The following is a 12153-nucleotide window of genomic DNA, read 5'->3' as shown; positions in this document are numbered from 1 at the left end:
AAGTTAAGCCCGGTCACGCCGATGGTACTGCGTAACAGTGGGAGAGTAGGTCGCCGCCGTTTTTTCAGTGGGAGTCCTCCGCAGCGATGCTGCTGCGGGGGACTTTGTTTTTGTCCTTATCCTTTGTCTCTGTTTCTGTCTCTGTCTCTGTCTGTATTCATGTATATTCCCATGTTTTTAACTTGTCTGCATTTTTTTCTTTTCTCCTCACAAAGTGCTTCCTCGCCTCCTCACGCAGTGCTTCTTCACCCTCCCACAGAGTGCTTCCTCACATCCTCACGAAGTGCTTCGTCATACCTTCATGCAGTGCTTTCTTACGGTGCCGGAAATTTTTTCTTATCCTATATGACAGAATTTGCTTTTTTCACAAAAAATTTTTCTTTTTTCTTTGTGCGTTATCACTCTTTTACTACATTTGCAGTGTTCTATTAATCTAATACACTAATATTCTTTGGAAGTTATGGGTGATAGGCCTTTAATCCATTGCTGTAGGAGGATACGGGTGTGGAATATTAAATATTAATATATTATGCTACAAGTAGAAAAGATTTCATTTAGTTATGGACGCCGGAAGCCCAAAGTGTTGTCGGACTTCTCGTTTTCTTTAGAGAAAGGCCGGGTGTATGGGTTGCTGGGGAAAAATGGGGTGGGTAAGTCCACTTTGTTGTATCTGATGTGCGGATTGCTGACGCCCAAGCATGGCTGCGTGATGTATCACGGAGTGGATGTGCGGAAGCGTCTGCCCGAATCCCTGCGGGATGTGTTTCTCGTACCAGAGGAATTCGATTTGCCTGCCGTTTCATTGGTTTCGTTTGTGGAGCTGAACAGTCCGTTCTATCCCAATTTCAGCAAGGAGGACATGATGACTTATCTGCATCTGTTCGAGATGGACTGGAGTATTCATTTGGGCGGACTGTCGATGGGGCAGAAGAAGAAAGTGTTCATGAGTTTTGCACTCGCTGCGCATACTTCGCTGCTGCTGATGGACGAGCCGACCAACGGTCTGGACATCATGGCGAAGAGCCAGTTCCGCAAGTTCATCGCATCGGGTATGTCGGACGAGCGGACCATTGTAATCTCCACCCATCAGGTGAGGGACATTGATAATGTGCTGGATCATGTGGTGATTATGGATAACAGCCGTGTGCTGCTCGACGAGTCCATCGCCGACGTGACCGAACGGCTGGCGTTTGTGGAGAGTGACAGCCCCGCCTTAGTCGAGGAGGCCTTATACAAACTGCCTTCGGTGCAGGGTAACAGTCTGTTGCTGCCCAATCGTGAGGGCGTGGAGACGAAGCCCAATCTGGAGTTGCTCTTCGGTGCCGTATTGGCCAACCCTGAGAAAATAAAGGAATTGTTTCATTCTAAAGTGGAGGAGGAGAGATGATGCGTGATCGTTTTTTCAGCATGCCGCGTTTTCTGAATTGCTGTCAGAAAGATTTGGTGGAGAACTGGCGGACGAATGTGTTGCGGCTGGTCGTGATGTATGGTGCCTTGGCCGTCATATTCATCTGGATAAGTTATTTGAGATATGATTATTGGGATTCGAGTAATGCAACTTTCTATCTGGAAAAACTTCAGATGACGGACTCTCAATATAGAGATCCGGTTTGGGATGCTCAGTTTGGAGTAGGATGTTTCTATATTTTTATAATGGGAACGTTGAGTGCTTCGCTCGTAATGGAATTCATGAAAGACAGGCGCCGGGGGATTTCGGCTCTGATGCTGCCGGCCACGACGTTCGAGAAGTACTTCTCCCGCTGGCTCATTTATACGCTGGGCTTTCTACTGGCCTATGCCGTCGCTTTTGTGCTGGCAGACCTGACGCGTGTGTTTATCTATTCGCTGGTCTATCCCGACTTTACTCAGGCGATACAGACGTTCCCTTACGGGCATTTGGCGGACGAAAACTTGTTTGGACCTATCTTTAGTACAGGGCTGAATACGTTGGTTTGCTTCTCGCTTTACTTTGCCGTACAGAGCCTCTATGTATTGGGCAGCGCCTTGTGGCCGAAGAATGCTTTCATCAAGACCTCGGCGGCCCTGATTGTCGTCAATTCCATCTTTGTGACCGTATTGGTTATACTGGTCGATTCGCTGCACTTCGGCCCTTATGCCCATTTCGTTATGGAGGAAGAGACGGCGTTGACGCTGGTCACTTGTCTCCTGTTTGTCTTTGCCATCTTCTGTTGGGTGACGGCCTACTATCGTTTGAAAGAAGCAGAAATCATTAATCGTTGGTAAGTATGGATTTTAGAGATACGAAAGCTATTTATTTGCAGATTGCCGACCGCATCTGCGACGAAGTGCTGGCGGGAAAGTTTGCCGAAGACGGCCGCATTCCCTCGGTGCGCGAGTATGCCGCCGTGGTGGAGGTGAATGCCAACACGGTGATGCGCTCGTTCGACCAGCTCCAGTCGCAGGGCATCATCTACAACAAGCGGGGCATCGGCTACTTTGTGGCTGCGGGTGCCCGCGAGCGAATTCTCGTCCTGCGCAAGGAACAGTTCCTGACGAACGAAGTCGATTATTTTTTCAAACAGCTGTACACGCTGGGCATTTCCGATGCCGAACTGGCGGCGATGTACCGCGATTATGCCAAGAATCAAGAAAAGAACAACAAGTTATGAAACGAACAACTTATGTCATATTGGGTGTGCTGCTGGCTCTGCTGGCCGGCATGAGCGGCACCGTTATCTATTGGGGAACGCACAGCGGAAGTGCGTCGGACATGACCCTCCGCCTGGAAGGAGAAGAGCGGGTGCGTCCGTTGCCTGCCTGCAAGGTCATAAGATTCCAGACGGACAAGACTTTGTACAAGTACGATGATTGCTTTACCTTGAACTCTGCCCATCTGATAGTGACTCCGGCCGATACGGCTACCGGTAGTTTCTCTTATGCGGCCGATATGGAAGAATTTATGAGCTTCAAAGCGCATGGCGATACCTTGGATGTTGTGTTCAGCTTCCCGCCGGAGAAACTACGGAAGAGAATGCCGGAAGGAAAGATTGTTCCTTCTTTTATTGTACAGACTTCACCTTTTTCTTTGCGCTTGCCCGAAAACGTTGAGTGCTTGAAAGGAGAGATGCTTTATGCGGTAGAGTTGCAGGACTTGCAACGCGATTCGTTGGCCATTGATTTCTCCGACAGCCCTGCCACGGTGTTTGTGCAGAATTCCCGTTTCCGTGCCCTGTCTGTTTTGGCGCGTCAGCTGGATTTGGTCAGCGGTTCGGTGGAGCATCTGCATCTGGACATAGACAAGCTACATGACTCCAGGTTCGAGGTGAAGACCGACTCCTTTTGCATCGACACCGAATATCTGAGCGGATATAAGGCTGCAAACTTCCGTGCCGATCCGCAGGAGTGCCGCCGCATTCTGTGGAACCCCCTGTCGGAGAATGCCCGGCTTAAATTGGAGATGAAGAGCCGAAGCGAAATCCTCCTGCGCGAATAAGCGGGAAGAGGGATAGAACGAAAAAAGGAATTGCGCTTGCAATTCCTTTTTTTGTGGGTTGCGGAGGCAAGACTCGAACTTACGACCTTTGGGTTATGAGCCCAACGAGCTACCAACTGCTCCACTCCGCGATGTTCTTGATTTCGGGCGCAAAGGTAAGACTTGTTTTTGAATAAACAAATATACGGCAGATATTTTTTTTATTTCTTGTGGGATAATGGGAAATGTCTTACTTTTGCACAAATTAGTGTGCAATGTGCAATTAATGTGCTATTACTGAACCATGCCGTTATCCAAGACCAGAACCCAGTTAGTGGACGTCGCCCGCCAGCTCTTTGCGAAGATGGGCGTCGAGAACACCACGATGAACGACATCGCCCTCGCTTCGAAGAAAGGGCGGCGCACGCTCTATACCTATTTCAAAAGCAAGGAAGACATCTACATGGCTGTGGTCGAGTCGCAGCTGGACATCCTGCTGGACACTATGAAGCACGTGGCCGACAAGCCCATCTCGCCCGACGAGAAGATGCTTGAGATGATTTACACCCGCCTGGACGTGGTGAAGGAAGTGGTCTACCGCAACGGGACGCTCCGTGCCGACTTCTTCCGCGACATCTGGAAGGTGGAGAAGGCACGCAAGCGGTTCGACCAGCGGGAAGTGGAACTCATCAAGAACGTGCTGCGCGAGGGGATGGAGACGGGTGTCTTCCAGATAGACGACCTCGACATGACAGCCGAGCTGGTGCACTATTGCGTGAAGGGCATCGAGGTGCCCTATATTCGCGGACAAATCGGAGCCAAGCTGGACGACGCCACGCGCGAGAAGTACGTGGCACGCATCGTCTTCGGAGCCTTGCACCGCAGGGAGCCTATAACGCTGTGATACGCGGACGAAGAGAGAACTTTTAATTTTTAAACAATAAGATTATGGGATTATTAACTGGAAAAACAGCCATCGTGACCGGTGCCGCACGCGGTATCGGCAAGGCTATCGCATTGAAGTTTGCCGCTGAAGGCGCCAATGTCGCATTTACGGACCTGGCCATCGACGAGAACGCCGAGCATACGGCCAAAGAAATCGAAGCGCTGGGCGTGAAGGCCAAGGCTTACGCCTCGAACGCTGCCGACTTCGGCGATACGGCCAAGGTGGTAGAGGCCATCCTGCAGGACTTCGGACGCATTGACATCCTGGTGAACAACGCCGGCATCACCCGCGACGGCCTGATGATGCGCATGAGCGAGCAGCAGTGGGACATGGTCATCAACGTGAACCTGAAGTCTGCATTCAACTTCATCCACGCCTGTACGCCCGTGATGATGCGCCAGAAAGCCGGAAGCATCATCAACATGGCTTCGGTGGTCGGTGTTCACGGCAACGCCGGACAGGCCAATTACGCAGCCTCGAAGGCCGGTCTGATTGCTTTGGCCAAGTCCATCGCACAGGAACTCGGCTCGCGCGGCATCCGTGCCAACGCCATCGCTCCGGGCTTCATCATCACCGCCATGACCGACGCCCTGTCCGACGAGGTGAAGGCCGAATGGTGCAAGAAGATACCTTTGCGTCGCGGCGGTACGCCCGAAGACGTGGCCAACGTGGCTACCTTCCTGGCATCCGACCTGTCGTCCTACGTTTCGGGTCAGGTAATTCAGATTGACGGCGGTATGAACATGTAAATCGGCATCGGGATGACCGTCGTCTACGAGGACAATCATATCATCATCGTCAACAAGACCGCTTCGGAGATTGTGCAGGGAGACAAGACCGGCGATGTGCCCCTTTCGGAAACCGTCAAGCTGTATCTGAAAGAGAAGTACCGCAAGCCCGGCAATGTCTTCATCGGTGTGACCCACCGCCTGGACCGTCCCGTGAGCGGTCTTGTTGTCTTTGCCAAGACCGGCAAGGCCCTGTCGCGCCTCAACGAGCTGTTCAAGAACGGCGAAGTGGAGAAGACCTACTGGGCCATCGTGAAGCAGCCGCCCGCCGAGACCGAAGGCGAGCTGGTGAACTACTTGGTGCGCAACGAGAAGCAGAACAAGAGCTACGCCTACGACACCGAGAAACCCGGCAGCAAGAAGGCTGTCCTGCACTACCGGCTCATCGCCCGCTCGGACAACTACAGCCTGCTGGAGGTCGGCCTGAAGACGGGCCGTCATCATCAGATCCGCTGTCAGCTGGCCCGGATAGGCTGCCCCATCAAAGGCGACCTGAAGTATGGTTTCCCCCGCTCCAATCCCGACGGAAGCATCTGCCTGCATGCCCGCCGCGTGCGCTTCGTCCATCCCGTCTCGAAAGAACCGATAGACGTCACGGCCCCCGTACCGCCGGGCAACCTGTGGCGCAGCTTCGGGGAAATGGAAGGCCTGACGGACTAAACCCTTAGCCAAGGCCTGGCTAAACCTTTAGCCTAAGCCTGGCTAAACCCTTAGCCTAAGCCTGGCTAAACCCTTAGCCTAAGCCTGGCTAAACTTTTAGCCAAAGCCTTGGCTAAACTTTTAGCCAAAGTCTTGGCTAAACTTTTAGTCTGACCTTAGGTCGGCTTTGAAAGCAATACAATCCGGCAAAGACAAGCCGGTAAGAATGAGAAAAACGTATCGTTATGAAAAAGAAACTTTTACTTCCGGCATTGCTGCTCTGCGCAGGAATGTCCATGCAGGCGCAGCAACAGGCGTCTGCCTTCTATCTGCGTCCCGCCATATCGCTGCGGGCACCCCTTCAGGGGGATAGCATCAACTTCAAGGGCGACAAGTTTGCCATGAGGGAACTGCTGAAAACAACTGTCAGTCTGGATTTCGATTCGTATGCTTGCGACCGCGTCGAGGCCGATACGGCCGGTTACGTCCGTGTGGCTCCTGCCGAACGCGACAACCTGCTCTACCTCTTCGCGACCGACCTGCGTGCCGAGCGTTTTATGAAGGGCAAGCTCAAGGTGTCTTCGCCCGCCCGCTTCGAAGTGTTCGTCAACGGCACGTCCAAGTACGTAAAGGATGCCGCGCAGGACAGCCTCCCGCAGGTGCGTCCCGCTGAAATCAGCCTGCGTCTGGAGCCTGAGGCCGACAACGAAATCGTCATCAAGCTCCTCGCCTCGGCCGACGACAAGGCCGAACCCGTGCTGAAGTGCACATTCGAGGGCGAGAAAGACTTCGGGAATGTGCCCTTCCACATGGCTCCCGACCTGAAGCACCGCCTGTCGCTCCACGACACCGCTTTCGGCCGGAAAGTCTACTCCGTCTCCCTGTCGCCCGACGGCGAATATCTGCTGACCTATTACTGGGACAACTATTCCGCCAAACGCTCGCGCACGTGGCAGGAGCTGACCGAAGTCAAGACGGGCCGCATCATCCATCCCAATGTGCCCACCCATGCCCATTGGATGCCCGTGAGCAGCAAGCTCTACTACACCGTGACGGGCGATGAACGGAACGACCTGATTGTGTTCGACCCCGCCACCATGCGCGAAGAAACGGTGATGGCCAACCTGCCGGACGGCGGATTCAGCTGGTCGCCTACGGAAGACTACCTCATTTATACCTCTTCGGACGAGGGCGAGCGGGTGCACGGCCCCCTGAAGCGCATGCTGATGCCCGACGACCGCATCCCCGGCTCGCGCAACCGCTCCTATCTGGTGAAGTACGACCTGAAGACGGGCGTTTCCGAGCGGCTGACCTACGGGTCGCGTCCCGTCTACCTGAGCGACATCTCGCAGGACGGCACCCGGCTGCTCTGCACCACCTCGAAGCCCGACATCACGAAGTGTCCCTACAACCTGAACACCCTGTTTGAAATCGACCTGAACACGATGAAAGCCGACACGCTGGTGCGCGAAGACGCCTACCTGAACGGCGCCAGCTATTCGCCCGACGGCCGCCGGCTGGTGCTGACAGGCGGGCCCGAAGCCTTTGGCGGCATCGGCAAGAACTGCGGCTCCCATCCCATTGCCAACGACTACGATACGCAGGCTTTCCTGATGGACCTCTCCACGCGGGAAGTGACACCCATCACGCGCGACTTCAATCCCTCGGTATCGCTCCTGCAATGGAACCCCACGGACGGCTGCATCTATTTCAGTACCACCGACAAGGACTGCCAGCACGTCTACCGCTACACGCCGAAGAAGGGGACGTTTGAAATGCTCCCCTTAGCCGAAGATGTCGTTTCGTCCTTTACGCTGGCCGACAAGGCTCCTCAGGTGGCGGCCTACGTGGGCGGCGGCAACACCTCGACCGGCGCGGCCTATCTGTACGACGGCAGGAAGCAGACCTCCCGACTGCTGGCCAACCCGATGCAGAAGACGCTGGACAAAATCCGGTTCGGCCGGATGGAAGAATGGAGTTTCACGGCTTCGGACAGTACGACGATTGAAGGCATGATGTGCCTGCCGCCCGACTTCGACCCGGAGAAGAAATATCCGCTGATTGTCTATTACTACGGCGGAACGACGCCCACCACGCGCGGCATGACCTCGCCCTACAGTCCGCAGCTTTTCGCCTCGCGCGACTATGTGGTCTACGTCATCCAGCCCAGCGGCGCCATCGGCTACGGTCAGGAGTTTTCCGCCCGCCACGTCAATGCCTGGGGCAACTATACGGCCGACAACATCATCGAGGGTACCCGGAAGTTCTGTGAAGCCCATCCGTTTGTCAATGCCGAACGCATCGGCTGTCTGGGTGCTTCGTATGGAGGCTTTATGACCATGTACTTGCAGACCAAGACCGACCTCTTTGCCGCCGCTGTCTCGCATGCCGGCATCAGCAACGTGACCAGCTACTGGGGCGAAGGCTATTGGGGCTATTCTTACAATGCCGTTGCGGCCGCAGGCAGTTATCCCTGGTCGCAGCCCGACCTCTTCACCAAGCACGGCGCCCTGTTCAATGCCGACAAGATTCACACGCCCCTGCTGCTCCTGCACGGTACGGCCGACACCAATGTGCCCATCGGCGAGAGCATCCAGCTGTACAATGCGCTGAAGATTTTGGGCCGGACGGTGGAATTCATAACGGTGGACGGGGAAAACCACTTCATTTCCGACTACGACAAACGGGTTCAGTGGCACAACTCCATCATGGCCTGGTTTGCCAAGTGGCTTCAGGACAGCCCCGAATGGTGGAATGACTTGTATCCCGATCGCCATTGGTAAATTGTAGGGAAACGCCGATACGGTAAAAAGAAAAAGCCGCCCCCGGAACAGACCGGACGGGGCGGCTTTTGTTCTGTTTGAGAGGGCGGATTGATAGATTTAGTGTTCCGAAGTAAGCGGTTTGGGCTGATTTTACTATATTTGCAGACCCGAATTAAACAAAAGGATAGGATGAAAAGGATTTCATTTGCATTATTAACCATACTGGCTTGCTGCCTGGTGGCCTGCAAGCCGGAGAAAAAAACCAGAAACATGAGCGGAGAAACGAAACTGAAGATTGAAACCACCGCCGGCGACATCGTGGTGAAACTGTATGACGAGACGCCGAAACACCGTGATAACTTTATCAAGTTGGCCGAGGACGGCACCTACGAGGGCACTCTCTTCCATCGGGTCATCAAGGACTTCATGATTCAGGCAGGCGACCCTGAGTCGAAGCATGCCGCCAAGGGGCGGATGCTGGGTTCGGGCGATGTGGGCTACACCGTGCCTGCCGAGTTTGTCTATCCCAAGTATTTCCATAAGAAAGGCGCCCTGTCCGCTGCCCGCCAGGGAGACGACGTCAACCCTGAGAAGGCTTCGTCGGGCTGTCAGTTCTACATCGTGACCGGCAAGGTCTATAGCGACTCCACCCTGCTGGACATGGAGCAGCAGATGAACCGGATGCGCTTCAATAACTTGTTCAACACGCTGGCCTCCAAGCATGCCAAAGACATCTACAAGCTGCGCAAGGCAGGCGACCAGGAAGGACTGATGAACCTGCAGGACACGCTGATTGCACAGGTGGAGAAGCAGTTGGCCGGCCAAACTGAGTTCCGCTTCACGCCCGAACAGGTGAAGGCATACACCACCGTAGGCGGTACACCCCATCTGGACGGCGAATATACCGTCTTCGGCGAAGTGCTGGAAGGTATGGACGTGGTGGACAAGATCCAGCGGGTGAAGACCGACCGCAACGACCGTCCCGAAGAAGACGTGAAAATCATCAAGGTAGAAGTATTGAACTGAAAGGTTCGGGGGAGAGTGGGGTATGTTCGAGATTAACCGACTGACACTGGACAACGGCCTGCGGCTGGTGCACTACGAAGATGCCGGTACGCGGATGGTGGCGCTGAACATCGTTTACGACGTCGGTGCACGCGACGAGCATCCCCTGCACACCGGCTTCGCCCATCTCTTCGAGCACCTCATGTTCGGAGGCTCCCTGCACATCCCCGACTATGACATACCGCTTCAACTGGCGGGTGGCGAGAACAACGCCTGGACGAACAACGACATCACCAACTATTACCTGACCGTGCCCAAGGCAAACGTGGAGACGGGCTTTTGGCTGGAGTCCGACCGCATGTTGGGCCTCGACTTCAGCGAGCGCAGCCTGGAGGTGCAGCGTGCGGTGGTGATGGAGGAGTTCAAGCAGCGTTGCCTCAACCAGCCCTACGGCGACGTGGGCCATCTCATTCGTCCGCTGGCCTATCGCGTCCATCCCTATCAATGGCCCGCCATTGGCAAGGAGCTGGCGCACATCGCACAAGCCGGACTCGAAGAGGTGAAAGACTTCTTCTACCGCCACTACGCGCCCAATAATGCCGTGCTGGCCGTCACGGGCAACATCGCCTGGGAGGAAGCCGTGCGCCTTGCGCAGAAATGGTTCGGCCCTATTCCCCGTCGCGAAGTGCCTGAGCGGCACTTGCCGCAGGAGCCTGAGCAGACCGAAGAACGTCGCCTCTGTGTGGAGCGTCCCGTTCCCCTCGATGCGCTCTTCATGGCTTTCCACATGTGCCGCCGCGACGACCCCGACTATTATGCGTTCGACATCCTGTCCGATCTTCTCTCCAATGGCCGCTCCAGCCGCCTGAACCTCCGCCTGGTGCAGGAGCGGAAACTCTTCTCCGGTATTGATGCCTATATCTCCGGCAGCCGCGATGCCGGCCTGCTTCACATCAGCGGCAAACCCTCGCCGGGCGTCTCCCTTGATGAAGCTGAGGCAGCCGTCCGTGCCGAACTGGAATTGCTCCGTCGGGAACTGGTGGACGAGCCGGAATTGGAGAAGGTGAAGAACAAATTCGAGACTTCCCAGATATTTGGGAATATGAATTACCTGAACGTAGCTACCAACCTCGCCTGGTTTGAACTGACAAGTCAGGCCGACGACATCAATCGCGAGGTGGACAATTACCGTGCCGTGACGTCCGACCGCCTGCACCGGGTGGCCGACCGTGCTTTCCGTCGCGAAAACGGCGTGGTGATTCATTATTGCAAAGGTTGAGTGATGTCGTGAAATAACGTTTCTTGACAGCTAAATGTCTGCATGGCGCTGTGGAAAATTCGTGTCGGCGCTTGCCCTGTGTCAAAATTGGGGAAATTTCCGATGGAGACAACATGAACACGCGCAGAACAGAACTATATCGCAAAGGTGTTGTGATTTGCTTTCAAATTAGTATCTTTGAACCATTGGAGACAACACATATACCGAATATATCGAACTGCCGAAGTTGTGATTTGCTTTCAAATTAGTATCTTTGAACCATTGGAGACAACTATACTGCAGGGAGATATATCGACAGACCAGTTGTGATTTGCTTTCAAATTAGTATCTTTGAACCATTGGAGACAACGGCAAGGACATCAGTTCGAAAATACTCAAGTTGTGATTTGCTTTCAAATTAGTATCTTTGAACCATTGGAGACAACACAGCAGGAGGCAATCCAACACAGCCATCAGTTGTGATTTGCTTTCAAATTAGTATCTTTGAACCATTGGAGACAACTATACTGCAGGGCGCTATATCGACAGGCCGGTTGTGATTTGCTTTCAAATTAGTATCTTTGAACCATTGGAGACAACTGAAGGATTAGGTAAACACAGTGTTTATTGTTGTGATTTGCTTTCAAATTAGTATCTTTGAACCATTGGAGACAACTTGGAAATCCATCTGACGGCTACGACAAAGTTGTGATTTGCTTTCAAATTAGTATCTTTGAACCATTGGAGACAACCGTTGCCACCGCACCCCCATGTGCCAGCAGTTGTGATTTGCTTTCAAATTAGTATCTTTGAACCATTGGAGACAACCCCCACGCACCGGCGATGATTTCCGCCATAGTTGTGATTTGCTTTCAAATTAGTATCTTTGAACCATTGGAGACAACTAGCGTTATATTGATTTAGATATGCAAATAGTTGTGATTTGCTTTCAAATTAGTATCTTTGAACCATTGGAGACAACTGCCGTACGTATTCAATACAAGAAGTTATTGTTGTGATTTGCTTTCAAATTAGTATCTTTGAACCATTGGAGACAACCCGGACTTGATTACTTCGCCCTCCGTATCGGTTGTGATTTGCTTTCAAATTAGTATCTTTGAACCATTGGAGACAACAATTATAACTCTCTTGTCTCCGACAACGAGTTGTGATTTGCTTTCAAATTAGTATCTTTGAACCATTGGAGACAACCTTGATGAAGCCGATCGTAAAGGGATTGTAGTTGTGATTTGCTTTCAAATTAGTATCTTTGAACCATTGGAGACAACATTCAGACTATACAACAGCTGGCTACATAA

Annotated in this window: 10 protein-coding genes, 1 tRNA gene and 1 CRISPR repeat array; of the genes, 10 read left to right on the top strand and 1 reads right to left on the bottom strand. The window is 53.2% G+C overall.

Features of this window, described 5'->3' with window-relative positions; translation table 11 throughout:
- The first annotated feature begins 529 nt into the window (after positions 1–529).
- Genes Q0Z70_RS11360 through Q0Z70_RS11345 form a run of 4 tightly spaced genes read left to right on the top strand, consistent with a single transcriptional unit; the run spans position 530 to position 3454 of the window.
- The gene (locus Q0Z70_RS11360) at positions 530–1387 is read left to right on the top strand and encodes an ATP-binding cassette domain-containing protein (RefSeq protein ID WP_298074617.1); all 858 of its coding nucleotides are present in this window, start codon (positions 530–532) and stop codon (positions 1385–1387) included.
- A complete protein-coding gene (locus Q0Z70_RS11355; protein ID WP_298074615.1) occupies positions 1384–2244 on the top strand; it encodes a hypothetical protein in 861 nt (286 codons plus the stop codon). Before Q0Z70_RS11360 ends, Q0Z70_RS11355 begins: the two co-directional genes overlap by 4 nt.
- A gap of 2 nt (positions 2245–2246) precedes the next feature.
- Positions 2247–2630, top strand: a complete 384-nt coding sequence (locus tag Q0Z70_RS11350; protein WP_298074612.1) for a GntR family transcriptional regulator — start codon at positions 2247–2249, stop codon at positions 2628–2630.
- On the top strand, positions 2627–3454 hold the full coding sequence (locus Q0Z70_RS11345; RefSeq protein WP_298074610.1) for a hypothetical protein: 828 nt from the start codon (positions 2627–2629) through the stop codon (positions 3452–3454). Before Q0Z70_RS11350 ends, Q0Z70_RS11345 begins: the two co-directional genes overlap by 4 nt.
- A gap of 58 nt (positions 3455–3512) precedes the next feature.
- Here Q0Z70_RS11345 and Q0Z70_RS11340 read toward each other — a convergent pair.
- A tRNA-Met gene (locus tag Q0Z70_RS11340) sits at positions 3513–3585 on the bottom strand.
- A gap of 152 nt (positions 3586–3737) precedes the next feature.
- On the opposite strand from Q0Z70_RS11340, the gene Q0Z70_RS11335 reads away from it, so the two are divergent.
- From Q0Z70_RS11335 to Q0Z70_RS11310, 6 genes are all read left to right on the top strand, one after another.
- Positions 3738–4337 (top strand): TetR/AcrR family transcriptional regulator, encoded by a 600-nt coding sequence (locus Q0Z70_RS11335; RefSeq protein ID WP_298074608.1) that lies wholly within the window; start codon positions 3738–3740, stop codon positions 4335–4337.
- Between the two features lie 44 nt (positions 4338–4381).
- The gene (gene fabG / locus Q0Z70_RS11330) at positions 4382–5128 is read left to right on the top strand and encodes a 3-oxoacyl-[acyl-carrier-protein] reductase (protein ID WP_298074606.1); all 747 of its coding nucleotides are present in this window, start codon (positions 4382–4384) and stop codon (positions 5126–5128) included.
- A gap of 12 nt (positions 5129–5140) precedes the next feature.
- The gene (locus Q0Z70_RS11325) at positions 5141–5827 is read left to right on the top strand and encodes an RluA family pseudouridine synthase (RefSeq protein ID WP_298074604.1); all 687 of its coding nucleotides are present in this window, start codon (positions 5141–5143) and stop codon (positions 5825–5827) included.
- 224 nt (positions 5828–6051) lie between these two features.
- The gene (locus Q0Z70_RS11320; RefSeq protein ID WP_298074603.1) at positions 6052–8589 is read left to right on the top strand and encodes a prolyl oligopeptidase family serine peptidase; all 2538 of its coding nucleotides are present in this window, start codon (positions 6052–6054) and stop codon (positions 8587–8589) included.
- A 171-nt stretch (positions 8590–8760) separates the two neighbouring features.
- Positions 8761–9597, top strand: a complete 837-nt coding sequence (locus tag Q0Z70_RS11315; RefSeq protein ID WP_298074601.1) for a peptidylprolyl isomerase — start codon at positions 8761–8763, stop codon at positions 9595–9597.
- A 22-nt stretch (positions 9598–9619) separates the two neighbouring features.
- Positions 9620–10855 carry a pitrilysin family protein gene (locus tag Q0Z70_RS11310; RefSeq protein WP_298074599.1) on the top strand — a complete coding sequence of 412 codons (1236 nt, stop codon included), beginning with the start codon at positions 9620–9622 and terminating at the stop codon, positions 10853–10855.
- Between the two features lie 149 nt (positions 10856–11004).
- Positions 11005–12123: direct repeats of the CRISPR family, unit length 47 nt; unit sequence GTTGTGATTTGCTTTCAAATTAGTATCTTTGAACCATTGGAGACAAC.
- Between the last annotated feature and the right edge of the window lie 30 nt (positions 12124–12153).

The sequence above is a fragment of the uncultured Bacteroides sp. genome, assembly GCF_947632445.1.
Classification (GTDB): Bacteria; Bacteroidota; Bacteroidia; order Bacteroidales; family Bacteroidaceae; genus Bacteroides.
The sequence above is the reverse complement of the archived record's forward strand: the minus strand, read 5'-3'. Positions and strand labels throughout refer to the sequence as shown.